The 26,876-nt window shown below is 73.9% G+C and carries 18 protein-coding genes; 5 read left to right on the top strand and 13 right to left on the bottom strand.

Features of this window, described 5'->3' with window-relative positions:
* The first annotated feature begins 37 nt into the window (after positions 1-37).
* Together L0965_RS07590 and L0965_RS07585 are read left to right on the top strand one after the other, a co-directional pair.
* Entirely contained in the window at positions 38-1,819 is a 1,782-nt protein-coding gene (locus L0965_RS07590) for an aldehyde dehydrogenase family protein (RefSeq protein ID WP_101307001.1), read from the top strand.
* Complete coding sequence (locus tag L0965_RS07585; RefSeq protein ID WP_232783942.1) at positions 1,816-3,465, top strand: GMC family oxidoreductase; 1,650 nt, start codon at positions 1,816-1,818, stop codon at positions 3,463-3,465. Before L0965_RS07590 ends, L0965_RS07585 begins: the two co-directional genes overlap by 4 nt.
* Positions 3,466-3,862: 397 nt before the next feature.
* Here L0965_RS07585 and L0965_RS07580 read toward each other — a convergent pair whose 3' ends face one another.
* From L0965_RS07580 to L0965_RS07570, 3 genes are all read right to left on the bottom strand, one after another.
* Positions 3,863-5,455, bottom strand: coding sequence for a DEAD/DEAH box helicase (locus tag L0965_RS07580; protein WP_101307295.1), 1,593 nt, complete (start codon positions 5,453-5,455; stop codon positions 3,863-3,865).
* A 299-nt stretch (positions 5,456-5,754) separates the two neighbouring features.
* Positions 5,755-6,729 (bottom strand): prolyl aminopeptidase, encoded by a 975-nt coding sequence (pip, locus tag L0965_RS07575; RefSeq protein WP_082734312.1) that lies wholly within the window; start codon positions 6,727-6,729, stop codon positions 5,755-5,757.
* Entirely contained in the window at positions 6,726-7,592 is an 867-nt protein-coding gene (locus L0965_RS07570; protein ID WP_061781925.1) for a neutral zinc metallopeptidase, read from the bottom strand. Before L0965_RS07570 ends, pip begins: the two co-directional genes overlap by 4 nt.
* A 45-nt stretch (positions 7,593-7,637) precedes the next feature.
* On the opposite strand from L0965_RS07570, the gene L0965_RS07565 reads away from it, so the two are divergent.
* Genes L0965_RS07565 through L0965_RS07555 form a run of 3 tightly spaced genes read left to right on the top strand, consistent with a single transcriptional unit; the run spans position 7,638 to position 10,960 of the window.
* Positions 7,638-8,642, top strand: coding sequence for a malate dehydrogenase (locus L0965_RS07565; protein WP_234057972.1), 1,005 nt, complete (start codon positions 7,638-7,640; stop codon positions 8,640-8,642).
* Positions 8,643-8,649: 7 nt separating this feature from the next.
* Positions 8,650-10,473 (top strand): sodium:proton antiporter, encoded by a 1,824-nt coding sequence (locus L0965_RS07560; protein ID WP_101307004.1) that lies wholly within the window; start codon positions 8,650-8,652, stop codon positions 10,471-10,473.
* A gap of 49 nt (positions 10,474-10,522) precedes the next feature.
* Complete coding sequence (locus tag L0965_RS07555) at positions 10,523-10,960, top strand: dehydrogenase (protein ID WP_060961130.1); 438 nt, start codon at positions 10,523-10,525, stop codon at positions 10,958-10,960.
* Positions 10,961-11,080: 120 nt separating this feature from the next.
* On the opposite strand, the gene L0965_RS07550 is transcribed toward L0965_RS07555, so the two are convergent.
* From L0965_RS07550 to L0965_RS07505, 10 genes are all read right to left on the bottom strand, one after another.
* On the bottom strand, positions 11,081-11,377 hold the full coding sequence (locus L0965_RS07550) for a WXG100 family type VII secretion target (protein ID WP_060961131.1): 297 nt from the start codon (positions 11,375-11,377) through the stop codon (positions 11,081-11,083).
* A gap of 133 nt (positions 11,378-11,510) precedes the next feature.
* Entirely contained in the window at positions 11,511-15,995 is a 4,485-nt protein-coding gene (locus tag L0965_RS07545; RefSeq protein ID WP_234057971.1) for an FtsK/SpoIIIE domain-containing protein, read from the bottom strand.
* A complete protein-coding gene (locus L0965_RS07540; RefSeq protein ID WP_101307006.1) occupies positions 15,992-16,789 on the bottom strand; it encodes a hypothetical protein in 798 nt (265 codons plus the stop codon). Before L0965_RS07540 ends, L0965_RS07545 begins: the two co-directional genes overlap by 4 nt.
* Complete coding sequence (locus L0965_RS07535) at positions 16,786-18,456, bottom strand: serine/threonine-protein kinase (protein ID WP_101307007.1); 1,671 nt, start codon at positions 18,454-18,456, stop codon at positions 16,786-16,788. The genes L0965_RS07540 and L0965_RS07535 overlap by 4 nt, the downstream gene beginning before the upstream one ends.
* Entirely contained in the window at positions 18,453-20,066 is a 1,614-nt protein-coding gene (locus tag L0965_RS07530) for an FHA domain-containing protein (protein ID WP_232783943.1), read from the bottom strand. Before L0965_RS07530 ends, L0965_RS07535 begins: the two co-directional genes overlap by 4 nt.
* 14 nt (positions 20,067-20,080) lie before the next feature.
* Positions 20,081-20,908 carry a PP2C family serine/threonine-protein phosphatase gene (locus L0965_RS07525; protein ID WP_061781920.1) on the bottom strand — a complete coding sequence of 276 codons (828 nt, stop codon included), beginning with the start codon at positions 20,906-20,908 and terminating at the stop codon, positions 20,081-20,083.
* Positions 20,905-22,071 (bottom strand): RDD family protein, encoded by a 1,167-nt coding sequence (locus tag L0965_RS07520; RefSeq protein ID WP_101307008.1) that lies wholly within the window; start codon positions 22,069-22,071, stop codon positions 20,905-20,907. The genes L0965_RS07525 and L0965_RS07520 overlap by 4 nt, the downstream gene beginning before the upstream one ends.
* Positions 22,064-24,502: a transglutaminase family protein gene (locus tag L0965_RS07515; RefSeq protein WP_101307009.1), complete on the bottom strand. Its 2,439-nt coding sequence runs from the start codon at positions 24,500-24,502 to the stop codon at positions 22,064-22,066. Before L0965_RS07515 ends, L0965_RS07520 begins: the two co-directional genes overlap by 8 nt.
* A complete protein-coding gene (locus L0965_RS07510) occupies positions 24,499-25,878 on the bottom strand; it encodes a DUF58 domain-containing protein (protein ID WP_101307010.1) in 1,380 nt (459 codons plus the stop codon). Before L0965_RS07510 ends, L0965_RS07515 begins: the two co-directional genes overlap by 4 nt.
* The gene (locus L0965_RS07505; protein ID WP_060961084.1) at positions 25,878-26,849 is read right to left on the bottom strand and encodes a MoxR family ATPase; all 972 of its coding nucleotides are present in this window, start codon (positions 26,847-26,849) and stop codon (positions 25,878-25,880) included. Before L0965_RS07505 ends, L0965_RS07510 begins: the two co-directional genes overlap by 1 nt.
* Positions 26,850-26,876 lie beyond the last annotated feature (27 nt).

The raw sequence follows: 26,876 nt of genomic DNA, 5'->3' as shown, positions 1-26,876 counted from the left end.
CGCGCGCGAGCGCGAACCCGCTTCGAAGGAGAACGCCGTGACCGCAGGCGCCCCGTCCGCACCACCGAAGACGTCGACCGGAGACCGGCTCGACCACGACGTGCAGGACGATCTGGATGCCGCGATCGCCCAGCTCCGCAGCGGCACCCGCGCGTGGAGCGCCCTCACGCTCGGCCAGCGGCGCACGCTGATCCGCCGCGTCCGCGTCGCGACCGCGGCGGTCGCCGAGGAGTGGGCCGACACGGCGGCGACCTCGAAGGGACTGCCGCCCGGGCATCCGCTGCGCGGCGAGGAGTGGCTGTCCGGACCGTACGCGGCCCTCGTCGCCCTCGACGCCTACGCCGACACCCTGCACGCCCTCGCGGTCGGCCGGTCGCCGCTCGAAGACCTCCGCACCGGGTCCGCCCCCGGTGCGCGCACGGTCGTCCACACCTCGCCGCTGACGGCGACCGACACGCTGCTGCTGTCGGGCTACACCACCGAGGTCTGGCTGCAGCCCGGCGTCGACGCCGCCACCGCCCGCCGCGAGGCGGGCCTCGGCCAGCTCGACCCCGCGGCATCCGGCGGTGTGGGCCTCGTGCTCGGCGCGGGCAACATCACCTCCATCCCCTACCTCGATGTGCTGTACGAGCTGCTGGCGTTCAACCGCGTCGTGATCCTCAAGGTCAACCCCACGCAGGACGCGCTGGTGCCGGTGTTCGAGCGCGCGCTGGCGCCGCTCATCGAGCCCGGACTCCTGCGGATCGTCCGCGGCGGCGGCGACGTCGGGGGCTACCTGACCCAGCATCCGGACATCGATCACGTGCACATCACCGGCTCGGAGTCGACGTTCGGCGCGATCGTGTGGGGGCCGTCGCACACGCCGGGAGCCGCGGGTGCGGCCACGCGTCGGCGGCGGGAGGGACGACCGCTGCTGAAGAAGCCGATCACGGCCGAGCTCGGCGGCGTGTCGCCCATCATCGTGGTGCCCGGTGACTGGTCGGCGGCCGACCTGCGCTTCCAGGCGGAGCACGTCGTCACCATGCGGCTGCACAACAGCGGCCACAACTGCATCGCCGGGCAGGTCGTGCTGCTCTCGGAGGACTGGCCGCAGCGCGACGCGTTCCTCGACGAGGTGCGCGCCGCGTACGACCGCGCGCCCTCGCGACCCGTCTGGTACCCGCACAGCCAGAGCAAGCTCGACGCGGCGCGCTCCTCCTACCCGGATGCCGCCTGGTGCGCCGGCGGGACCCGCGCCCTCATCGAGGCGCGCCCCGAGGATGCGACCACCCTCGAGACGACCGAGTACTTCGCGCCCGTGCTCGCCGTGGTGGGCCTGCGCGGGACGGGTCAGGAGTTCCTCGACGCCGCCGTCGCGCACGCCAACGACCGGCTCGTCGGCACCCTCGGCGCCAATGTGCTCATCGACCCCGTCACCCAGAACGCGCTCGGCGACGGCTTCGAACGCGCCGTCGCCGACCTGCGGTACGGCACCGTCGCGGTCAACGCCTGGACGGCGTTCGGGTTCCTCACCCCGACGGCGACCTGGGGCGCGTTCCCGGGAGGCACCCTCGCCGACGCGCCAAGCGGCATGGGCATCGTCCACAACGCGCTGCTGCTCGACCGGGTCGAGCGCACGGTCGTGCGCGGCCCGTTCCGCCCGTTCCCCCGGTCCGTCTCCTCCGCCGCCCGCGGCGGCGGCCTGTCGGTGCTTCCCAAGCCGCCCTGGTTCGTGACGTCGCGCACCGGCGCCGCCGTGTGCGAGGGGTTCACGCGGTTCCGCATCGACGGCAACCCCGCGAAGATGGCCGTCACGCTCGTGAAGGCCTTCGGCGCGTGAGCGCGTCGAGACGGGCGACCCGCGGGAGGCCGTCCACGCTGGAGGCCGACTACGTCATCGTCGGCGCCGGCTCCGCCGGGGCCGCCCTCGCCGCCCGTCTCAGCGAGGATCCGGCGACGTCGGTGCTCGTGCTGGAGGCCGGGCCGCCGGACGCGGCCCTCGCGCTGCACGTGCCGGCGGCCTTCTCCACCCTGTTCCGGGGGCGCTACGACTGGAACTACGACACGGTGCCCCAGCGCGAGCTGGAGAACCGCACCATCTACTGGCCGCGGGGAAAGACGCTCGGCGGGTCGTCGTCGCTCAACGCGATGATGTGGGTGCGCGGTTTCGCCGCCGACTACGACGAGTGGGCGCAGAGCGCCGGCGACAGCTGGTCGTGGGCGTCGCTCGCGCCGTACTTCCAGCGCGTCGAGGCGACGCAGGGCGCCGCCGACGCCAGCCAGGGCACCGCCGGCGCGCAGCCGGTCGAGCACCAGCGCGATCCCCGGCCCCACACGGCGGCATTCCTGCAGGCCGCGCGCGAGCTGCGGCATCCCGTCACCACCGCGAACCTGCCCACCCGTCAGGGCTTCTCCCAGACGATGGTCACGCAGCACCGCGGCGCCCGCGCCTCGACCGCCGACGCGTACCTTCGCCCGGCCCGCGCCCGAGCCAACCTGCGGGTCGTCACCGACGCCCTCGTCCGACGCGTCACCTTCGAGGAGGGCGACGGACGCCCCCGCGCCACCGGCGTCTACGTCGACATCGCCGGCATCACCCGGCACGCGCGCGCCCGCCGCGAGGTCATCCTCGCCGGCGGAGCGATCAACACGCCGCAGCTGCTCCTGCTCAGCGGGATCGGCGACGCGGACGAGCTCCGCAGCCACGGCATCCGGGTGCGGGTCGATGCCCCCGGCGTCGGTGCGAACCTCCAGGACCACCTCGTGGCGGGGCTCGCGCCCGCCGCCCGCGGCGGAACGCTCTACGGGGCGCAGCGGCCCGGCCAACTGGCGCGCTACCTCTCCTCGCGACGCGGCATGCTGAGCTCGAACGTGGCCGAGGCCTACGGCTTCGTGCGCACCGCGGTCGCCGACGACCGGGGCGCGCCCGCGGGGCTGCCGGACATCGAGATCATCTTCGCCGCCGCCCCGTACGTCGGTGAGGGCCTCGTGCCGCCGCCCGCGGAGGGCATCACCGTGGGGGCCATCCTCCTGCGCCCGCGCAGTCGCGGGATGATCCGTCTGGCCTCGGCCGACCCCACGGACGCCGCGATCATCGACCCCGGCTACCTCACCGATCCCGAGGGCGTCGACGCCGAGACCCTGCGGGCGGGGCTCGCGGAGTGCGAACGCCTCATCGCGACGCCCGCGCTGCGCGCCGTGACCACCGGCGGATGGGTGCGGCCGGCCGGTGGCGAGCGGATGAGCGCCGCCGAACGCATCGAGTTGTCGCTGCGGCGGTATTCGCACACCCTGTACCACCCGGTGGGCACGGCGCGTATGGGCGAGGACGCGGCATCCGTGGTCGATCCCGCACTGCGCGTGCGCGGAGTCGACGGCCTGCGGGTCGCGGACGCGTCGGTGATCCCCACGATCATCCGCGGGCACACGAACGCGCCCGCGATCGTGATCGGCGAGCGCGCCGCGGACCTCATCCGCGCGGTCTGACCCCGCCCGCCGAGTGGTGCGCGCGGGGGGCGCGGGCGCCGGTAGGCGGCCGGCCTCAGTGGGCGGTGGCGGTGGAGCGGTGGCGCCGGTGGGCGCGTGACCAACGCCGGACACCGTCAGCTCACCCGCGGGCGCGCCGCAGAAGCCCGCGGGTCGTCTGCCGGGCCCGCGTCGATCGTCCGACGTTCGTCACGGCGAACCGGGGACGACCAGTGGCGGCGTGGACGCGGCGGCGGGTGGCGCGGGTGGGCGGGTGACCAACGCCGGACAACCGTCAGCTCACCCGCGGGCGTGCCGCACAAACCCGCGGGTCATCGGCCGGGCCGGCGTCGATCGTCCGACGCTCGTCACGGCGAACCGTCGAGGCCCGCGGGGCCGCGACCCCGACCGCCCGGGATCAGCGTCCGGAGCGGCGCGGGCCGCCATTCTGCCGCACGACCGATCCCACCATGAGCTTGCCGCCGGTGGCACCGGCTCCCCCGGCGTGCGTGGCGCGGCGTCCCGCCGTGCGCGCGTTGCCGGATGCCGCGGGCTGCGCGGCGGCACGGTGATCGCGAGCCGGGCGCTGCTCGCGACCGCCGGCGGCACGGTCGGCGGCCGGGCGTCCGGCACGATCCGCGGCCGGGCGTCCGGCGCGGTCCGCGCGGGGCTGATCCTGGCTGCGCTGGCCGTTGCCACGGCCGCCGCGTCCGCCCTGGCCGGCCGGCGCGCCCTCGCGGGCCGCGCGCTTGCGCTGCGCATTGGCGCCCTGGCTGCGACCGCCGCCGCCCTGGCCACGGCCGGGCTGCTCGGACTTCGGCGCGGGTGCGACGTAGGGGGCGACCTCACCGACGAGCGCGGTGACCTGCGGGGAGGTCGGCGTCACGGGCACGGGGGTCGCGGTGATCGCGGCCTTGCGGAGGAGGTCCTTGACGTCCTTCTCCTGACCGGGCAGCACGAGCGTGACGACCGAGCCCTCGGCGCCGGCGCGGGCCGTGCGGCCGGAGCGGTGCAGGTACGCCTTGTGCTCCATGGGCGGGTCGACGTGGATGACGAGCTCGACGTCGTCGACGTGCACACCGCGCGCGGCGACATCGGTGGCGACGAGCACCTTCGCGGCGCCCGAGCTGAAGGCGGCGAGGTTGCGGTCACGGGCCGGCTGCGACAGGTTGCCGTGCAGATCGACCGACGGGATACCCTGCGACGTCAGCTGCTGGGCGAGCTTCTTGGCGTGGTGCTTGGTACGCATGAAGAGGATGCGACGGCCGGTGCCCGAGGCGAGCGTGCGCACGAGCTCCTTCTTCTCCTCGACGCCGCCGACGTGGAAGACGTGGTGGGTCATCGCGGCGACGGGCGAATGCGCCTCGTCGACCGAGTGCAGCACCTCGTTCTGCAGGAACCGCTTCACGAGCTTGTCGACGCCGTTGTCCAGCGTGGCGCTGAACAGCAGGCGCTGCCCGTCGCGCGGGGTCTTGTCGAGGATGCGCGTGACCGAGGGCAGGAAGCCCAGGTCGGCCATGTGGTCGGCCTCGTCGATGACGGTGATCTCCACGGCATCCAGCTTCACGAAGCCCTGCGAGATGAGGTCTTCGAGGCGGCCGGGGCAGGCGACGACGATGTCGACGCCGGCCTTCAGCGCGGCGACCTGGCGGTTCTGGTTGACGCCGCCGAAGATCGTCGTGGTCTTCATGCCGTACGCGGCCGCCAGGGGCTCGAGGGTCGCGTTGATCTGCGTCGCGAGCTCACGCGTCGGCGCGAGCACGAGACCGAGGATGCGGCCGGAGCGGCGGCTGCCGCCGGCGAGCGGGCCGCCGAGGCGGGCGGCGAGGGGGATGGAGAAGGCGAGGGTCTTGCCCGAGCCGGTCTTGCCGCGGCCGAGCACGTCGCGGCCGGCGAGCGTGTCGGGCAGGGTGTCGACCTGGATGGGGAAGGCGGTGGTCTTGCCGTCCTTCGCGAGCACGTCGAGCAGGGGGGCGGGCACGCCGAGCGCGCCGAAAGTGATGTCAGACATGGTGATGTTTCTGGGCGGGACGCCCGGATCGGTGGCCTCTGCGCGGATGCGCACAGGGTCGCCGTACGAAGAATGTCAGCCGATCATCCGGTCGGGGCCGGGCGGCGAGGGAAGCGTTCTACGACGCGAGAGCGCCGATTCGGCGCTGCAAGTACCCCCATCCTAGCAGTCCCCCCACCCTCCCCCTTCTCGCCGAGCCGCTATCGCCCGGCCGAGCCGCCACGATCCGGCCGGTACAGCGCGTGGCGGCTCGCACGCGGAGTAGCGGCTCGCGCTCCAGGGGGAGAGGAGGAGGGGGGCTAGGCGAAGCGGTCGGTGGCGGCGCGGAGGGCGCGGGCGATGCCGGGCTCGGATGCCGAGTGGCCGGCGTCGTCCACGACGACGAACTCGGCCTCGGGCCACGCGCGGTGGAGGTCCCATGCCGTCATGATCGGGGTGCACACGTCGTAGCGCCCCTGGACGATGACGGCGGGGATGTCGCGGATCACGCCGACGTCGTCGATGAGCTGGCCCTCGCGCAGCCACCCGCCGTGCACGAAGTAGTGGTTCTCGATGCGGGCGAACGCGACGGCGGTCGCGGCGTCGGTCATCGAGGCCACCAGATCGGGATCGGGATGAAGGGTGAGCGTCGACATCTCCCACGTGGTCCACGCGATCGCCGCCGGCTCGTGGACGGCGGGATCGGGGTCGGTGAGCCGCCGGTGGTAGGCCTCGATCATCCGCGAGCGCTCGAGCACGGGGATCGGCGCGACGTACGCCTCCCACAGATCGGGGAAGATCGCCGACGCGCCACCCTCGTAGAACCACTCCAGCTCGTGGCGACGCAGCGTGAAGACGCCGCGCAGCACGATCTCGCTGACGGCATCCGGGTGGCACTGCGCGTAGGCGAGCGCGAGGGCGGAGCCCCACGATCCGCCGAAGACCTGCCACCGGTCGATCCCGAGGTTGCGCCGCAGCAGCTCGATGTCGGCCACCAGGTGCCAGGTCGTGTTGAACCGCGGATCGGCGTCGGGCGCGCTCATGTGGGGCGTCGACCGGCCGCAGCCGCGCTGGTCGAACAGCACGATGCGGTACCTCTCCGGGTCGAAGAAGCGGCGGTGCCACGGCGAGGTGCCGCCGCCGGGACCTCCGTGCAGGAACACGACGGGCTTGCCGTCGGGGTTGCCGGACTGCTCCCAGTAGACCCGTTGGCCGTCGCCGGCCAGCAGGTACCCCGTCTCATAGGGCTCGATCGCGGGATACAGGATGTCGTCGAGGTGCGCCGGGCCGTTCACAGTTCTCCTCCCGACACCGAGAAGGTGTCGCAGGCGTCGAGCCCGCTCTGGTATCCGGTGGTGAACCAGCGCTGGCGCTGCCCGCTCGACCCGTGGGTCCAGGTCTCGGGGTTGACCCGTCCCGACTGCGCCTGGATGCGGTCGTCGCCGACGGCGGCCGCCGCATCGAGCGCGTCGCGCAGCTGCGCGTCGGTGGGCTGCTGCAGGTAGGCCACGCCGTTCGCGTCCGTCGTGGAGGTCGCATCCGCGATCCACGCGCCGGCGAAGCAGTCGGCCTGCAGCTCGGTGCGCACCCCGTTGCTGGTCGGCCCGGTGCCGTCGTTCGGGTACTGGTCCATGATCCCGGTGATCTGCTGGATGTGGTGGCCGTACTCGTGGGCGAGGACGTAGAGCTGGGCGAGGTCGCCCGCCTGCGCTCCGAACTGGCTGCGGAGCAGGCCGAAGAACGTCGGATCGACGTAGATGGTCTCCTCCGGCGGGCAGTAGAACGGGCCCGTCGCGTTCGAGGCCGTGCCGCACCGCGTCGAGGTCGACCCGTCGACGATGATCAGCTGCGGCGCACGGTAGCCCTGCACCTGATCGGCCCAGTAGCCGTCGAGCGCCTTCTGTCCGAACACGAGCCGGCAGTCGTCGTTCGCGTTCGCGTCGGCGCCGGTGTCGCAGCCCGCGATGGCGGAGTCCTGCCCGCCGCCCGTGCCGCCGAGCAGGCTCGTGACGTCGCCGCCGGTGAAGAGCACGAGCAGGAGCACCGCGATCCCACCGAGGCCGGCCAGCCCGCCGCCGGCGACCGCCGCGGCACCTCCCCCGCGGCCTCGTCGCCGTGCGGTCGTCCCTCCCAGCTCTGCATTGCTGTTGAAGGTCATGCCCCACCGTACCGCCACCGGGCTTGCCCCCGTAGGCTCAGATCCATGGATCCCACGACAGTCACCGTGACCGGAGCCGGCGGACAGATCGGCTACGCGCTGCTGTTCCGGATCGCCGCCGGCGACATGCTCGGCGCCGACCGTCCGGTGCGTCTGCGCCTGCTGGAGATCCCGCAGGGGCTCGCCTCCGCCGAAGGGGCCGCACTGGAGCTGCAGGACTGCGCGTTCCCCCTGCTGGCGGATGTCGAGATCACCGACGACCCGCGCGTCGCCTTCGACGGCGCCAACATCGCGATGCTCGTCGGAGCCCGTCCCCGCTCGGCCGGGATGGAGCGCGCCGACCTGCTGGCGGCCAACGCGGGCATCTTCGGTCCGCAGGGCGCGGCGCTGAACGCGGCGGCCGCCGACGACGTGCGCGTCGTGGTGGTGGGCAACCCCGCCAACACCAATGCGCTCATCGCGGCGGCATCCGCCCCCGACATCCCGGGCGAGCGCTTCGCCGCGCTGACGCGCCTCGACCACGACCGCGCGCTCGCCCAGCTCGCCGCCGCGCTGGAGACGCCGGTGGCGGCGCTGCGCGGCGTCATCGTCTGGGGCAACCACTCGGCGACGCAGTTCCCGGACGTCGCGCACGCGACGGTGGCGGGACGCCCGGTCACGGACGCGCTGGCCGAGCGTCTCGGCGGCAGCGCGGCGGCCGCCGCCTGGCTCGACGAGGCGTTCGTGCCGCGGGTCGCCCAGCGCGGTGCCGAGATCATCTCGGTGCGCGGATCGTCGTCGGCCGCGTCGGCGGCCCACGCTGCGATCTCCCATGTCCGCGACCTCGTGCACGGCACGGGCGACGGCTGGACGTCGGCGGCCGTCCTGTCGCACGGCGAGTACGGCGTGCCCGCGGGGCTCTACTCGTCGGCGCCGGTGACGAGCGACGGCACGGCGTACCGCGTCGTCGACGGGCTGGAGCTGGACGGGCGCGGCCGCGCCCGCCTCGACGCCTCGGTGGCCGAGCTGGTCGCCGAGCGCGACGCGGTGCGCGCCCTCGGTCTGATCTGAGTCCGCGGTGAGCGACCTCACCTGGCTGATCGCGGGCATCGCGGTCATCGGCGTCTCGACGGTCCTCGCGCGGCGGCTCGGCGTCGCGGGGCCGCTGATCCTCGTCGCGATCGGTCTCGTGGCGTCGCTGCTGCTGCCGGCGTTCTCGGTGCCGCCGGACCTCATCCTGGTCGGCATCCTCCCGCCCCTGCTCTACGCCTCGGCCGTGCGACTGCCGGCGGTCGAGTTCCGTCGCGACGCGATGCCGATCGCGGGCCTGGCCGTCGTGCTCGTCGTCATCAGCGCCCTGGCCCTCGGCACCCTGTTCTACTTCGCCATCCCGGGACTCGACTTCGCGCTCGCCGTCGCCCTCGGCGCCATCCTCAGTCCCACGGATGCCGTCGCCACCTCGATCGCGAAGAAGCTCGGCATCGCGCCGCGGGTCATCACGATGCTGGAGGGCGAGAGCCTGCTGAACGACGCCACCGCGCTCGTGCTGCTGCGCAGCGCCGTGGCGGCATCCGCGGCGGGGTTCTCGCTGGGCAGCACGATCGGCGCGTTCGCGTGGGGCGTGCTGGTCGCGGTCGTCATCGGCGTCACCGTGGGCGTGCTCACCCTGCGGATACGGCGGTGGATCGGCGAGCCGGTCGCCAACACGGCGATCGGCTTCATCGTGCCGTTCATCGCGTACCTGCCCACCGAGCACCTGGGCGGCTCGGGCCTCGTGGCCGCCGTGGCCGCGGGCATCACGACCGGTCAGGGTGCCGCACGGTGGTCGACCCCCGAGCAGCGGGTCTCCGACGAACTGAACTGGCACACCCTCGAGCTGCTGCTGGAGGGCGCGGTCTTCCTCATCATGGGGCTCGAGCTGCGCGACATCGTCACCGGCAACATCGACAAGCACAACGGTGTGGGCATCGGCATCACGCTGGCGCTGGTGGCGCTCGCGATCGTGCTGGCCGTGCGCGCGCTCTACGTGTCGGGACTCGTGTTCCTCATCGACCGCCGCGCCCGGCGGATGCAGCGCGACCGGCTGCAGGCGTTCAGCGACCGTCTCGACGCCTTCGATCCGGGCACGAGCGATCTGCGCGAGCTGAGACCGCCGCGCGAGGACGGGGACCCCGCCGGCGGGGAGCGGCCGGGGCTGCTGCGACGCACGGCGCGCGGCACCGCCCGCCGCCTGGCCCGTCGCGTCGCACGTCGAGAGCCGGATGCCGCCGCCACGCAGCAGCGCGTCGAAGGGCTCCGGTCGCGGATCGGCCGGGTGCTCAACGACATGGACTACTACCAGGGCTCGCCCCTCGGGTGGAAGGACGGGGTGGTCATCGTCTGGGCCGGGATGCGCGGCGTCGTCACGCTCGCGGCAGCCCAGACGCTCGAGCCGTCCACCCCCGCGCGGGAGCTGCTGATCTTCATCGCGTTCGTCGTCGCCCTCGTCAGCCTCATGGTGCAGGGGCTCACCCTCCCCTGGGTGATCCGCATGCTGAAGATCCCCGCGAGCACGGGCGACGGCGGCTCTGCGGAGGAGGGCGAGCGGCTGGACGACGAGCTGCGCGAAGCCGCCCTCGCGCGGCTGCGCACGCCCGGGCTGGCGGATGCGAGCGGCGTGCCCTACCCGCCGGAGGTGCTCGCGAAGCTGGCCGAGCGGATGAGCGCTCCCCGGATCGAGTCGCCCGAGATCAGCTCGGCCGGCGTGATCGACCTGCGGATCGCGCTGATCGAGGCGATGCGGGAGCGGCTCGTCGACGTCTCGCGGGAGGGGTCGTACTCGTCCGCGGCGCTGCGCCACGCCCTCGCACAGCTCGACGCCGACCAGCTGAGCATGCAGCTGCGCCGCCTCGAGGACGACTGACGCGCGCCGCTGCACGTCGCACACGTGCGTGTCGGCGCCGTGGGACAGAATGGATGCCGTGAGCACCCCGCATCCGGACGACCAGCGCGCCCCCGCCGACTACGCGGAGTCGATCGCGCTGCCCGCGGTCACCTCCGCGGTGCCCGTGGTCGTCTCGGGCACCGACTGGTGGGCCGCCCGTCCGGCGGGCTCGCGACTGGTGGGGCTCGTGGTCGCCCGCGACGACCTGCCGTCCGTGATCGCCCAGCGCGACGCCCTGGCGGAGTTCGGGGTGCCGATCGAGGGCTTCCGGCATCCCGCCCCCGAAACCGGCGAGAGCTGGTCGGAGCGCCTCACGCGCCTGTTCGGCCGACTGGTGTCGGGCGACGTCGTCGTCGTGGCCGACAAGCACGCCCTCGGGCGCACGGTCGACGAGGAGACCCACGCGATCGCCGAGCTGCGCCGCCGCGGGATCATCGTGAAGGTGCTCGGCCACTCCCGCGGCTGACGCCTCCGGCGGCGATCGTCGTCCCCCGAGGTTCGCGAGGCCCTCCACCCGCGGCGTCGGAGCACCGGGGTGGAAGGCCTCGTGAACCTGCGGAGCGCGGGCGCGCTCCGCAGGTCGACATCACTGACCGAGCTGGCTGGCGAGCTGCTCGTCCGTCGACTGGAGGGCCTGAGCGGCCTTCTCGAGGAAGGCCGCCATGCCCTCGATGCCCTGGACCGTCTTGGTCGCACCGGTGGTGAACTCGGTGTACGAGGCGTCGAACGCGCCCGAGGCACGGCTCGTGGTGAAGCCGTCCTGGACCAGCTGGGCGACCAGCTGACGCAGGCGCTGGAGGTTCGCCTCGAGCTCGCTCTGGCCGTCACGCAGGCGCGAAGCGGCCGAGTTCATCTGGTCGTAGGTGACATTCAGATTGGCCATGAGGGCCCCTTTCATCTGGCCCGGCCGGTGTGCCGGGAGGTCTTGTTGTTTCGACGATAGGCGGCGGTGCCGCCCGTGACCATGGGCAGAACTCCCCATGAGCGCTCCGTGCGGGCGACGTTCGCGCGCCCCGTCACGAGACGGCTCCCGTCGCCGCCAGCTCGGCCGCCGCGGTCGCGATCGGGAACTGGATGCGCACCGTCTTGCCGCGGTGGGCGAGGATGCCGCGCCCGACGGGCAGCTCGCCGCGGACGAGGCGCGGGAACGGGGTCTTGAGCACGACCTCGCCGTCGATGGTCTCCGGCTGGAGCACCACGCCGCGGCGCGCCGCCTTGATCTCGCCGAGCAGGCCGAAGTTCGTCGTCCACTCGCTCATCTCGCCGACGACGACGAAGAAGACCTCGCCGCGGCCCGCGCGCTTCACGAGGGTGGAGAGGTTCATCTCGATGAGAGAGGTGGCGAACTCGCCGATGCCCTCGAGCACGACGATCGGCACGGCGCCGCCCTCCGCGGTGCGGTCGGCGGCCTCGTCGACGGCACCGAGCACCGCCATCGCCGCCGAGGCGGATTCGGCGGTGGCCGTCCACGCGACGGCATCCTGCACCGGGGAACGGCGATCGCCGATGTAGAAGGCGGCCGTGTCGGGCCGTGCGCGCAGGGTCTGGCGGACGATGGCGGCGGCGGCGTTGGAGCGTCCGGCACCGGGCGAGCCCGCCACGATGAACGTGCCCGCCGGCTCGATGCCGTAGGGGCCGAGATCGAGGTCGGACAGGCCGATGGCGACCCCCGTGCCCGCCGTCGGCGGCAGCTCGTCGATCGCGTACTCGACGGGAAGCGCGCGGATGCCGGGGGCGGGCGTCGTGCCGCGGCGGATCATCGCCTCGGCCATGCGATCGATCGCCAGCGACTGGTCCTTCGTGCTCGCGGCGCCGCCGATCACGGCGATCTGCGCTTCGTGGTCGTCGACGATCGCCCGCCCCGGCGCCGCGTCGGGCCCGAGGATGTCGCGCGGCATCCCGAGCAGCGCGTAGCCGTCCTCATCCGCCATGCGCAGCACGATGCGGCGCTGGATCATGGCCTGCAGCGAGGTGGGCACGCTCTGCCCGCGGTCGGCCGTGAGGGCCACGTGGATGCCGAGGCCACGACCGTCGGTGAGCACCTGCTGGAACGCGCGGTAGGACTCCGCGCGACCGGGCACGCCCTCGAAGGCGGAGCGGAAGGCGGGGAAGCCGTCGACGAGCAGCAGGATGCGCGGCTCGTCGCCGCGGCCGGCGAGCGTGCGGTACTCGGTGAGGGTCGACGCGCCGGACGCCGCGTACGCGTCGCCGCGGCGGTCGAGCTCGGCCCGCAGCATCCCGAACAGCCGCTCGATGCGCTCGGTGTCGTCGCCCGAGATCACCGCGCCGACGTGCGGCAGCGACTCCAGCATGCGCAGTCCGCCGGTGGCGGCATCCAGCCCGTACACGTGCACGGGACCGCCGCGCGGCGTGATCCCGGCCGAGACGGCGAGCGTGCGCAGCGCCACCGACTTGCCGGAGCCACCGGTGCCGAAGACGGCGAGGTGGCCCTCGGTGTCGGGTTCGAAGAAGAACGGCACCTGGTCCTGGCGCTCGGGCACGTCGACGACACCGAGCACCAGCCGCGCGTCGGTGCGCTGGTGCAGCTTGGTCTGGTCGAACGTCCGCGCGAGCTCGTCGAGCCACGGGCGGCGCGGCGGAGCGATGCGGGCCAGCTGGGCCGCGTCGCCGAAGCGGGCGACCAGGAGCTGCTGGTCGTTCGGGCCCAGATCCTCGGTCTCGGCGGGGGCCTCGGAGACCGCGGGCTTCTCCCACAGGGGCGCCTCGCCGAGCAGGAACGGGCGGACCTCCACCGCCGGCTCGGGCTCGGCGCGCAGGCTCCAGCCGCCGGAGTAGGCCGACTGGAAGAGGCTCATGCGGCCCGGTCCGGTCTTCGCGATGCCGCGCCCGGGGATGCCCGGGTCGAACAGCGCGGCCTCCTTCGAGCCGATGACGTCGTCCGAGTCGGTCTCGTCGGCCATGCGGAGGGCCACGCGGAGGTTCGTGTTGGCCCGCAGGTTGTCCTTGATGACACCGGCCGGACGCTGCGTCGCCATGATGAGGTGGATGCCGAGGGAGCGCCCACGCTGGGCGATGTCGACGACACCGTCCACGAACTCGGGCACCTCTTTGGCGAGGGCGGCGAACTCGTCGATCACGAGCACGAGGGCGGGCGGCGCATCGGGGTCGGCGGCCTTCTCGAGCTCGAGGAGGTCCTTGGCCTTCTTGCGGTTGAAGAGGTGCTCGCGGTGGTGCAGCTCGGCGCGCAGGCTCGTCAGGGCGCGGCGGACCAGGTGCGGACTCAGGTCGGTGACGAGACCCACGCAGTGCGGCAGGTTGACGCAGTCGGCGAAGGCCGAGCCGCCCTTGTAATCGACGAAGAGGAACGTCACGCGCTCGGGGCTGTACTCGGCGGCCATGCCGAGCACCCACGCCTGCAGGAACTCGCTCTTGCCCGAGCCGGTCGTCCCGCCGACGAGGGCGTGGGGGCCCTGCTGGCGGAGATCGAGGTGGAGCGCTCCCTGCGCCCCCTGGCCCACGAGGGCGCGCAGCTTCGGCTGGTAGCCGGCGCCGGAGCGCGTCGCGCGGATCGACGCGTTCTGCGTCCAGCGGTCGATCACGGCGTCGGCGCTGGTCGCCATGTCGGGGCCCAACAGCTGCAGCAGCGGGATCGTGCGCGGCACGTCACCGGCATCCTCGGCGACGTCGCCGATGTCGGTGATGCGCGCGAGCGCCCGGGCGACGACGCCGAAGCGCGCGGCGTCGAGAGCCTCGACGCGCAGCGGCGCGACGACGGCGCCCAGGCGCACGAAGTGCGCGCTCGCATCGCCGTCGGCGGGCAGTTCGACCCACGTGCGGCAGGCCGCGGGCAGGTGCTCCACCTTCGAGACGGCCCACACCGGGACGACGCCGCTGCCGGCGGCCCGCTCGCTGAGCTGGATCAGCCGGCCGCGGTCGACGGGGGCGTCGGGCGTGATGATGACGACATATGCCGGAAGCGGCATCTCCTCCTCGCGCCCGCGGGACTCGCCCACCTCGGCGCCGGCGGAGGTCGCGGCATCCGTCGCCTTGAGGGCCCGCAGCCGCCGCAGCCGCTTCGTGCGGGTGTCGACGAGCTCCTCGAGCTGCGCGAGCAGCCGCGAGGCGGTCGCCGCGTTGTCGGCGATGGGTGCCGTGCCCAGGGCGTCCTCGGCGGCCCACGTGTGCGGCAGCCACTTCAGGTCGGCGAGCGCCGCGCGGGTGGCGGGGCCCACGAAGGCGACGATGTGGACATCCGACGGTGCGTGCAGACCCGCCGTCTGTGCCAGGAGCGCGCGGGCGGTGTCGCCGACGCGCGCGGTGGCCCCCGCGATGCCGATCGCCCCCGCCTCGGCGAGCGACTCGAGGATCGGCACGTCGTCGACCTCGCGGAAGGCCTCGACGACCTCGTCGAGACGGTCGACGTACGAGGGGATCGCCGCATCGCGCTTGGTGGACTCCGCGACCGTGTTGCGGCTCGCAGCGATGCCGTCGCCCAGACGCACGTGCAGGAACGACCAGTGCTCGGGCCGGCGCGTCCAGACGAGCGGACCGGCGGCGAGCGCGTCGGCGCAGATCGGGTCGAGCTCGGGCACCTCGCCGCGGCGGACGCGACGCTCGGTCTCGCGCTCCTGCTCCAGGCGCGAGGAGAGCCGCGTCAGCTGCTGCTCGAAGCGGTCCTTGTCGCGCTGCAGCTGCGCGCGCCCCTGCAGGCGCGTCGTCAGCCACGTGCCCAGCATCAGCAGCGGGGATGCCGCCACGAACACGAGCGCCATCGGGTTCCTCATCACGAAGAACAGCACCGCACCCATGATCACGGGCGCGATCATCGCGAGCCACGGGAACATCTGCGGCGCGGGCGGCGCGGGCAGGTCGGTGCCCGGCAACTCCTCGCCGAGGTAGCGGGCCTCGACCCGCGGCGAGCGCACGAACGGGACCTGCCGCCACGTCGAGGGCGCGACGGTCGCATCTCCGGCCGCGGTGATGCGCACGCGCGTGTCGCCCAGGACGGCGTCGATCTCGCCGTCGGCGGCGGTCAGATAGGTGACCGGTGCGCCGTCGACGAGGATGCCGTTGGCCGAGTTGAGGTCGACGAGCTCGGCCCGTCCCTGCCCCACCTCGAGCCGGGCGTGCCGCTTCGAGACGAGCGGGTCGTCCAGCACGATGTCGCACTGCGGGTCGCGACCGATGATCACGACCGTCCGCTCCAGCGGGATCGTCGTCCCGGCGCCGGGCCCGGACACGATCTCCACCTCGCCGACGCGCTGTCGCGGCTGGTAGCCGGCCGGGACGACCCGGATCGCCGACCCCGCGCCGAGCTGGACGTGGGCGACGGATGCCGCGGCATCCAGCACCTCGCCGGGTCCCTGCGCGATCGTGCCGAACGCTTCCAGGGTGACGTCCTCGCGCGGGTCGCCTCCGCCGCGGGGGTCGACCTCGGCGATGGTGCGGGCGAGGTCGCCGACGGTCGCGTCGGCGTCGGCGTTGATGACGAGATCCTCGGGTTCTCCCCCGGGTCGGACGAGGGTCGTGCGCAGCTTCATCCGTCTTCCTTTCGGCGCGGGGCGTCGTCGCCGGCCTCGCGCTCGAAGCGCGCGGGATCGTCGAGCAGGGCGAGGTCGTCGCGGACGACCAGGCGCGAGGCGACGGCGTGCTCGACGAGGCGCACCCGCCGGTTGGTCGCCGAGCTCGTCACTCCGCCGCGCAGCCCGGGGACCCCCTGACGGTCGAGCTTGTCGCACACGTTGTCGAGCTTGCGGTTGAAGCGGGTGATGCTCCAGCCCAGGCGCTGGGCCGCCGCGGCGGAGCTGGGCAGCTCGCTCATGCCGGTGCCCTCGCGGCGCAGCACGGGCTCGGCGAGGGACAGGATGAGGAGCTTCTGGCTGGGCGTGAGGGGAACGGCACCGATCGTCGACTCGCCGTCGGCCACCCGCTCCGGAACCGTCGCACGGAACGCCGGCTGCGCCGTGTGCACCGACAGCTCGTAGGTCGTGGGACCCGCGCTGAACACCACGGTCGTTACGCCGAACACGATCGGCAACCGCGCCCCCGGCGCCAGCTGCGCCTGCACGCGACCCTCCGTGTCGGTGACGGTCGCCGACAGCCGCGAGCCGATGTTGACCAGCCACCACAGTCCGCCGGACTGCTCGATCGAGAGGAAGTGCCGGTGCAGGAAACGGTTGTCGTCGATGGCGAGGTCGCCCTCGCGCCCGATCGTGAACCGCGTTCCGGACGGCACGGTGACGTACTCGCCGGCGAACTCGACGGTGATGTCCGCCCCCGTCACGTCGTCCCCGGGGGCCTCCGCGGGGGGAACGGTGTCGTGGATGTCGGTCATGGGGTGCACTTCCGTGTCTCGGTGCCCGCGGTGCCGTCCTTGCGGACGAGCGTCACCGCGATGCAGGTCGTGCCGCCGGCATCCACCGGCAGGGTCACGCTCGTCTCGGTGACCTTGCGGGTCTCGCCGTCGCCGGCGAGCGTGTACGGATACCAGAGATAGCCGTCGCCGTCCTGCGGCTCGGGATTGGTCCAGGTGAACACGGCGTCGCCGCCCTGCACCGTGCCGGCGAGCGCCTCCACCGGCGGCACGTACCCGCCCAGCGGGTCTTGCGGCGCGGCGGACGTCGTCGGCTCGTCGTCGGCGGGCGGCTGCACCGCGGGCGCCACGAGGCTGGCGCCGACGGCGACTCCCGCGACGACGACCACCACGGCGGCGATGCCGAGACCGATCCACAGTCCGCGGCGCGTGCGCGGTGCCGGCGCATCGGCGGCGTCGGCCGCCTCGGCGGGATCCGCGACGGACGGCGACGCGGCGGCAGCGACGGCGGGGTCGACGGTGCGGGCCGCCGCGGCCCGGCCGGGTCGGCGGATCGTGGACGAGGTGTCGAGGTCCGCCGCCTGCGGCGCGATGGAGACGGGGCCCCGCAGCAAGGTCGGGTCGGCGGTGTCGGTGGGAACGGGCGGCGCCGGGACGACGGCGGGCGCGGCGGCCGCGGTGGCCGCGGTGTCGTCCGTCCGGTCGCGCCGACGCGTCGGGCCGGCGGCCGGGTGGGTCTGCGGCTCGATGCTGACGATGCCGCGGACGCGCGTGAGCTCGCCGTCGAGGTCGTCCTCGGCGGCGTCCTCGGGGGCGTCGTCGAGGATGTCGATCGGGGTCACCGAGTGGGCGAGCTCGATCTGCACGCGCTGGAGGGCCCGCGCGAACGCGATCGCCGAGTCGTAGCGGTCGCCGGGGCGCTTGGCCATCGCGCGTTCGAGCACGGCCTGGAGCGACGGCGGGGCGTCGGCGCGCTCCAGACGCGGCACCGGCTGGGACTCGATGCGCTGGATGAGATCGGCGCCGCCGTTGCGCCCGCCCGGCTGCTCGAACGGCGAGCGACCGGCCAGCAGCGTGTAGACGGTGGCGCCCAGGGCGTAGACGTCGGTGGCGACGCCCGAGCCGGGCACGTCGCTGAACGACTCGGGCGGCGACCACGGGATCGACATCCCCGCCGACGACTCCTCCGACTCGGCGGTCGTCGCGATGCCGAAGTCGGTGAGGGCCGGACGGTTGTACTCGGTGACGAGGATGTTCGCCGGCTTGATGTCGCGGTGCAGGATGCCGGCGCGATGCGCGGTCTCGACGGCGGCGGCGACCTGCACGCCGACCCGCAGCGCCTCGGCGACCGAGAAGGCCGCGGCCCGCGAGCGCACCTGCAGATTGGGGCGCGAGCAGTACTCCATCACGAGGTACGGACGCCCGTCGTCCGAGACGCCCGCCTGGTAGATGGTGACGATCGCGGGATGCGTCGACAGCAGCGCCATGACGTTCGCCTCGGCGGTGAACTGCTCCGCCGATCCCGACGCCATGCGGTCGGGGAGCATGACCTTCACCGCGACCCGGCGGCGCGGCAGGTGCTGCTCGTAGAGGTAGACGTCGGCGAAGCCGCCGGAGCCGAGCACGTCGACGTAGGTGAACCCGGGCAGCGCGGGCGGCGGTGCCGGAGGACGCTTCGCGGCGCTCACGGGAGGTCCTCGAAGGTCACGGTGACCTCGTCGCCGAGGTCGAGGACGTCTCCCGTGACCACCATGGTCGGCTCGTTGGGGTGCAGTCGCACCGGCTCATTGCCGCCGCGCAGCAGCACCGTGCCGTTGGTGGTGTCGAGGTCGGTGACGAGGACGTGCTCGCCCTCGGCGCGGATCTCCACGTGACTGCGCGAGATGTCCTGCTCGGGGCTGTCGACGGCCACGAGGGTCGGCAGCTCGGCTCCCGAGGTGCGCGTGGACTTCGGGCGACGTCCGATCACGACGGGCCGCTCGAGCTCCACGACGCGGCCGGTCGACAGTCGGATGCGGCCCCGCGCGGGGCGGCGGGCCGGGACGCTGTCCGTCGACTCGAACGCGATGCGCTCCGCCCGCATCGCCCGCACGTCCGCCACGGCGATCGTCGCGCCGTCGTGGTCGCCGAGCCCATCGGGCGTGGCCGGTGCGTCCGCTCCGTCCGCTGCGCCGGGCCGCGGCGCCGCGGCGGGAGCGGCCGGGTCGGCCGACGGGGCGGGTCCGGGTTCCGCACCCGGTGCGGCGGCGGCATCCGCGGCATCCGTCTCCGCTTCGACGGGGGCGATCGCCGCCGCCGACACGGGACGGGCGACCGTCTCGCCCCACAGCAGGTCGTACTCGTCCACGGGTGCGGGCTCGGCGTCCTCGGCGGCCGTCGCCTCCGGGATCAGCGTGTCGGCGGAGGTGTCGGCACGCGGCGCCACCCCGGGCTCGGGCGGGGATTCGGGTGCCGCATCGGACTCGGACTCGGACTCGGCGGGAGGCGCGGGCTCGGCCGCCGTCGCCGCCACCGGCGCGGCCGTCTCGGCGGGTTCTGACGCCGCCGCCGGGGCGGTCGCCGACCGCGCCCCGAACAGTCCCGGCGGCACCGAGTCGATGACGGATGCCGAGGAGGCGGCGGGTGACGAGGAGATGGCGGGTGCCGCGGAGGCGGCAGATATCGAGGAGATGGCGGATGCCGCGGAGGCGGCAGCGGCCGACGGCTCCTCAGCATCCGACATCTCCTCAGGATCGGACGGCTCGGCCGCCCCGACAGCCGGCGCAGCAGATTCAGCGGATGCCGCGGATGACGCGGATGCCGCGGCCGTGGCGACCGCCGGCTCGACCCGGGTCGGCGACGCGCCCAGCTCCAGCCGGATCTGGTCGGCGCGCACGACGCCGGAACGCAGCGGCACGTCGGCGGCCGGCGCGGTCGTGGCCCCGGCCGGCACGATCGTCGCGCGGACCGCTCCGGGCAGGAAGCGCTCGGTCCACGTCGCGACGCCCGTGCCCGACACGGCCTCGACGCCGTCGCCCTCGACGATGATCTCCACGTCACCGCGCACCGCGACGCGCAGACCGCCGGGCTCGGCGATCGCGAGCGCGAACGGCGGGATCGCGGCCAGCGAGGTGCCGAACGCGCCGGTGAGCGCCTCCAGCACCGCCCCGATCCCGCCGGTGCCGAGGCCGCGCCAGATGGTCGCCGCCGTCGCCGCCGACACGACGGGCGACAGCGCCGCCAGGGCGCCGTCGTCGACAGCCACCCACCAGGCGGCCTCGGCGTCGGCCGGCCGGTAGTCGACTCGTGTGCTCGTCATCGCATCCCCCACCATCAGAAGTCACCCCTCGCGTCCGCGCGCGGGCGCGTATCGCCGTCGGCGTCGCCGCGTCGCGCCCCCGCCGGCGCGGTGTCGTACACGTCGTCGTAGCCCGACACCGCGAGCGCGTCGACGACGACGGCCGTGATGTTGTCGCGCCCGCCGTGCACCAGCGCCTCGTGGATGAGGCGGGTGGCCGCGGCATCCGGATCGGACTCGTCGGCGAGGATGTCGCGCAGCCGCTCGGCGGACAGCTCCCCCGACAGCCCGTCGGAGCAGACGAGGATGCGGTCGCCCGGCGCGGCGGGGACCATCCAGTAGTCCGCCTGGCCGTCGCTTCCCGCGCCGATCGCTCGGGTGATCTCGTTGCGGCGGCTGTCGGTCGCGGCATCCGCTCCGCTGAGCACGCCCGCGTCGAGGAGCTCCTGGACCACCGAGTGGTCGACGCTGATCTGCTCCAGGACGCCGTTCGCGAAGCGATAGGTGCGGGAGTCGCCCACGTTCACCGTGAGCCAGTAGCCCACCCCGCCGACCTCCGCGACCACCACGCCAGCGAGGGTGGTGCCGGCGGCGCGGCCGTCGCTGGCGATCGCCTCCACGCGGGCGCGGGCACGACGCAGCGCCGTGCGCATCTGATCGATCGCCAGGCTCGCCCCGCCGACCAGGTGCGCGAACTCCGCGACGACGGCGGCACTCGCACGGTCGCCGGCGTCGTGACCGCCCATCCCGTCGGCGACCAGGAACAGCGGCGCCTGCGCGAGGAACGCGTCTTCGTTCACGCGGCGGCGCAGCCCCGTGTGGGTCGCCGCGCCCGCGCGCACGACGATGGGCACCGCGGTCACGACGCCACCTCGATCGTCACCTGCCGGTCGCCGAACTCGAGCACGTCGCCGCTGCGCACGCGCGTGCGTTCCCCCGGGACCAACGGCTGCGCATCCGCGCCGCCGACCCCGCGGCGCAGCACGACGCCGTTGGTCGAATGCCGGTCGACGACCCAGACGGAACGGTCGTCGGCGGGGACGAGCTCGAAATGGGTCTTGGACAGCGACAGCGTCTCATCGCGCACCGCAGAGACCATCGCTCCCGTCTCGGGGGCGGGATTGCGCCCGAAGAGCGTGCGGCCGTACACGGCCTGGCGGGTGCCGTCGTCCCAGACGAGGCGCGCGAACGGCCGCTCGCCCGTGGAGATGCGGGTCTCGTCGAGGTTCTCGATGAGCGGGACGTCGGCCGTCCGCGGGCCGGGCGCCGCCGCGGTGTCGCGGGCGGGCGGCGGGCCGACCGGCGCCGCATCGACCGTCGGCACCGCCGGCGCCGAGGCGGGTGCCGGCTCGTCCAGACGGGAGGGGTCGCTGACGCCGGGGACGAAGGAGATCACGCCGCTCGCGAGCGGTGACGCGGGCGCCGGGGCGGCGGGGCCGGCCGGCGTCCAGCCGTCGAGGTCGGCGGCGTCGCCGGCCGGGAGGATGGGCGCGGGCGGGAGCACCGACGGCGCGAGAGCACCGACGGGAGCCGCCGGCGTCGGCGCGACCGACGCGTCCTCGGAGGGCACGGCCGGGCGGCCGGCGACGTCGGTCATCACCGCTCCCGCGGCACGGTCGTGCCAGCCGCGACGCCACGGCGTCCCGTCGAACAGGGGGGAGAAGTACCCGACCACGATCGCGGCGCCCAGGCCCCAGACGAGGTTGCGCCCGAGCGCTCGACCGAAGCCGAGGGGCGCGGCATCCGACGCGCCCTCGCGGACGAGGCGCAGACCGAGAGCGCGCATGCCCAGCGAGCCCGCCCCCGCCTGCAGGACCGTGTAGACCACGAACCAGCCCAGCCCGACGACGTACGCCAGCAGCACGGCGACCGGCAGCGGCAGCCCGCCGCCCGTGCCGAACGAGATGCCGGCGAACACACCCACGGCGATCAGCAGGACGATCAACCCGATCGCCGCGTCGATCAGATACGCGCCCGCACGACGCCCCAGCCGAGCCGGGCGGTGGACCGATGCCGGATCACTCATCGGAGGACTCCGTTCCACGAGAGGGGTGTCGACGGATGCTGCGCCGCACCCAGGCGCCCACGGACGCGCCGGCACCGGCCACGGTGCGGCGCACGGCCTGCCACGGCGGGCCGCCGTGGCGCAGGGAGCGCAGACTGAGCCGCGCGCGCAGGCGCTGCCACAGCGTGGCGGAACCCCTCATCTCCCCGACGATGTCGTCCACCTCGCGCCAGAACGTCTCGACGTCCTCGGGCGTCGGATCACCCGGTCCGAAGACATCGACATCGGCCCGGGTCGCGAGCGAGGCCACGCGCGGCTGGGCGAAGGCGGCACCGAGCACGTCCGCGCTCTCGGCACGGGTGGCGCCGGCGACGACGGGCGCGCGCAGATCGACGGCGGAGTCGACCAGTTCGTCCCAGCCGCCGGAGATGCGGTCGGCGGTCCGCGCCGCCCCGCGCCGACGCGCCCGCCGGGCGCCCTTGATGACGCCCATCACGATGAAGGGGGCCAGCAGCAGCGCGAGCACCCCGAGGGTGATGCCGCCGTAGAGCAGCACCGGCCCGAGCCAGCTGAGCCCGGCCGCCTGGTCCTCCTCCTGATCGCGGTTCTCCGCGATCGCGGGCGGCAGGTCGGCCGGCTCCTGGGCCGGGGGCGGCGGCTGCAGCACCTGCGGCTTGGGGTTCGCCTTCGGCTTGGTCGACTGGTCGTTCGGCTTGTTGTCCTCGTCCGGCGTCGGGTCGAAGACGATCCAACCGTGGTCCTGGAACGCGATCTCGACCCAGGCGTGGAGGTTGCCGCCGGTCGCGGTGAGCGTGGGACCGTCCTGCGGGTGCTTGTCGTCGGCGTGCCACCCCATCACGACGCGGGCCGGCATGCCGAGCTGCGTGGCCATGAGGGCCATGGCGACCGCGTACTGCTCGTCGTCGCCGACCATCTGCTCGCTGCCGAACAGCGACGTGATGCGGGCGGCGCCATGACCGGAGAGGGAGAGGACCTCGTCGCCGAGGCCGTGGCTGAAGAAGCCCTGCGTGTGCAGGTAGCTCTCGAGGGCCCGCGCCCGCTCGATGGGCGTCTCGGCGCTCGCGGTCGCCTTCGACGCGAGGTCGGCGATCTTCTCGGGGATGCCGCTCTGCTTCGGCATCTTCAGCGACGCGAAGGGGACATCCGCCAAGGCGGCGTCGCTGGGCTGCTCGGGCACGACCGTCTCGATCGTGTAGGCGTCGCCCTTCGCGAGGCCGATCGGGGAGACCGCGGTTCCCGTCGCATCGTTGAAATGGGTCGTGCGGGCGAGCTCGGACGCCCGCGGCCCGTCGAAGGCGAAGTCGCGGACGGCACCGACATCCGGCACCCACACGCCGTCGAGGTCGCCGACCTCCACGCGCACGGTCGCCGGGGTGCCCGTCGCGGTCGGCGACATGTTCGAGCGGATCGGCGTGAACGCGCTGGACGAGCCGGCGCCGTCATCCGAGACGTTGTACACGATGCCGTCGTACGCATCCATCGTCGCCAGTCGCACCCGGCCGTCCTCGGGCAGCCCGGTGACGGTGAACAGCGTCTTGTCGGCGTCGTCGCGGACGTGGCCGCGGAACGACTGCAGCGGACTGGGGTACTGCGTGACATCGAACGGCGGAACGATGAAGTCGCGCAGGATGTACCGCGGCGGGGTCGCCACGGCGGCCGTCGCGATGCCCGCCGCCGAGGCCACCGCCAGCACGATGCCGCCCGCGACGAGGCGGCGCGTGCGGGAGCTGCGCACCGTGGCGGCGTCGGAGGCGCCGGCGGACTCCACCCGGACGGCGGCGCGGTCGTGGTCCCACACCCGCCGCAGGGCGAGCCACACCGTCGCCACGACGGCGAAGAGGATGCCCTGCACGAGCGGCGCCGCGGGCTCCGCGACGCCGAGGAGCACCGTCGTGACGAGCACGGCGAGCGCCGGCAGCAGCGCCCAGGCCGCCTGACGGGCCCGCAGCGCGAGGGAGCCCGTGAGCACGGCGCCGACGAGCGTGAGGATGAACGGCACGACGAGGTGGCCGTCGCCCGCCGCGACGGGCGGGACCGTGGTCAGCAGCTGCTTCCACGAGGTGACGGCGCCGAGGGCGAGCTGCTGCAGGGTGTCCAGCGTCGGCACGACGCCCAGCAGCGCGGTGTGCGGCAGCGCGAGCGCCCCGCCGAACACGAGGTAGGCGCCGACCGTGCCGCCCGCGAGGCTCAGGATGCCCCAGCGCCACCGCGCTCCGACCACTGCGAGGGCGAGACCGAGCGCGAGGCCGCCGATCCCGGCGACGAGGTACTGCGGCGAATCGAACGTCGGGGCGAACCCGATGACCGACACGATGAGCAGGAGGGCGGCGGCGACGACATCCAGCGCGACGCGGCGCGGCTCCCGCGTCTCCGGCACCCGCGACGACGCGGGACGCGGGCGCAGACGCGGCATCCGGGCCCGGGCGCTCACGACAGCACCTTCCGGACGGCGCGCGGCAGCTGGTCGAGGGCCCCGATCGTGACGACGTCGGCCTCTCCGATGCGCTGGAGGGCGGGCGCGTCGACGCGGACGTCCGCGACGACGGCGAGGGCGCGCACGCCCTGCGGCAGACGGGAGCAGGCCAGACGCAGCTCGGCGGCGTCGATCCGGGCGCCCGTCACGAGCACGACGACCGCGGCATCCGGGGCGTGCGCGGCGATGCTGCCGGCGAGGGCGACCGTGCCGCCCAGCCGGGGCCGCGACGCGCCCAGCATCGACAGCTCGTCGAGGAAGCGCCGCGCCGTGACGGAGCGCACCGGGCCGTGCTGCGTGCGGACGTCGAGGATGCGGGAGTCGCGCAGGGCGCGCAGCCCCACCGAGCCGGCGACCGAGATGGCGAGCTCGAACTCCTCGGCCTCGCGGTACTCGTCGGGAAGGGTCGAGAGCCCGACGACGAAGTGCGAGCGCCGCGTCTCCTCGTACTGGCGGACCATCACCTCGCCGACGCGCGCGGTCGACTTCCAGTGCACGTGCCGCAGGTCGTCGCCCGGCTGGTATTCCCGCAACGCGTGGAAGGAGACGTCGTCGCGGGACAGGTGCTGCACCGGCAGGCCCTCGAGGTCGCGCAGGTGCCCGAGCGAGAGGCCGTCGAGCGTCGTCGTGCGCGGGTGGACGTAGAGGTCGACGGCCTGGCGGCGGTCGTGGGCACGCTCGAACAGCCCCAGCGGATCGCCGCGGCGCACGCTCACCGGGCCGACCGACAGGACGCCACGTGCCGTGGTCGGGATGGCGAAGACCTCTTCGTGCTCCTCGCCGGGAACGAGCCGCGGCACCTGGAAAACGCCCCGGCCGGCGCCGACGGGCAGGATCACTTCCGAGGGCAGGAGGGTGCGCGAGGTGCGGTTGGCCAGCATGAGGCCGCCGACGGCGCGCTCGCCGACGACGACGTGGGTGCGCGTCAGATCCAGCCCGATCTCGTACGTGGTCCGCCCGAAGAGGAAGCCGAGGCTGACCACCAGCGTGGTCGTGACCACGCCCGCGACGACGAGGAACTCGCGCCAGCCGTACGCGAAGGCGAGCCACCAGACGAGCACCGCCGTCGCGATCAGCACCCAGCCGAGCGGCTGCACGACGTCGGCGACCGTGCGCAGCGCACGTGTCGTGCGCCGCCGCACCACCTCGATCCGCTCCCGGCGGCGCTCCGCCGCCGTCGCCTCGCGCGGGGCGACCAGAGGCGCCTCGTCGTCGCCGGCGACGTCCTCGGATGCCGGCGCGGGTGTCGGCGTCCCACTCGCGGGTACGCCGGAGTCGCCGCCCCGCCGGCGCGCACGACGCGACGGGGTCAGGGTGTCCGGCGCCGACGACATCAGCTCGCGGCCCGCGCCAGGGGTGCCTCGACCGCGCCGACGGCGCGCTGCACGACGCTCTCGGCGCTCGTGCCGGAGAACTCCGCTTCGGGATCGAGCACGAGCCGGTGCGCCCAGACGGGCACCGCGAGCGTCTTCACGTCGTCGGGCACGACGAAGTGGCGGCCCTGCGAGGCGGCGTAGACCTTCGCGACGCGGATCATCGAGATCGCCCCGCGCACCGAGACGCCCAGGCGCGTCGACTCCGATGCGCGCGTGTGCTCCACGAGCTGCGCGGCGTAGCGGGCGACGACCGGGTCGACGTGCACCGTCGCGGCGAGGTCGGCCATGTCGGCGACGGCGCTCGTCGTGATGATGGCGCTGAGGGATGCCGAGGGGTTGCGGTCGACCGCACCGGCGAGGATCCGCTCGGTGACGGCGAGCGTCGGGTAGCCGATGGAGGTCTTCAGCATGAAGCGGTCCAGCTGCGCCTCCGGCAGCTTGTACGTGCCCGACTGCTCGATGGGGTTCTGCGTCGCGATGACCAGGAACGGGCGGCCGACCTCGTGGGCCACGCCGTCGACCGTCACCCGGGACTCCTCCATCACCTCCAGGAGCGCGGACTGCGTCTTCGGGGAGGCGCGGTTGATCTCGTCCGCCAGCACGATCGAGGAGAACACCGGGCCGCGGTGGAACTCGAAGCGGTGGTTCTGCTGGTCGTAGATCGTGACGCCCGTGACGTCGGAGGGCAGCAGGTCGGGCGTGAACTGGATGCGGGTGCTCGTGCCCTGGACGGAGGCGGCGATGGCCTTCGCGAGGCTCGTCTTGCCGGTGCCCGGCGCATCCTCCAGCAGCACGTGGCCCTCCGCGAGCATGGCGGACAGCACCAGGCCCACCACTTCGCGCTTTCCGAGCAGCGCCTGATCGACGTTGTCGACCAGCCGCGTGAAGGTGTCGCGGAACCACGCCGCCTGTTCGGGGGTCATGCTCATTCGTTCGTTCCTTGCTGTGCGAGTTCG

Source organism: Microbacterium sp. NFH-22A-Y (assembly GCF_021401375.1).
Classification (GTDB): Bacteria; Actinomycetota; Actinomycetes; order Actinomycetales; family Microbacteriaceae; genus Microbacterium; species Microbacterium hominis.
The sequence above is the reverse complement of the archived record's forward strand: the minus strand, read 5'-3'. Positions and strand labels throughout refer to the sequence as shown.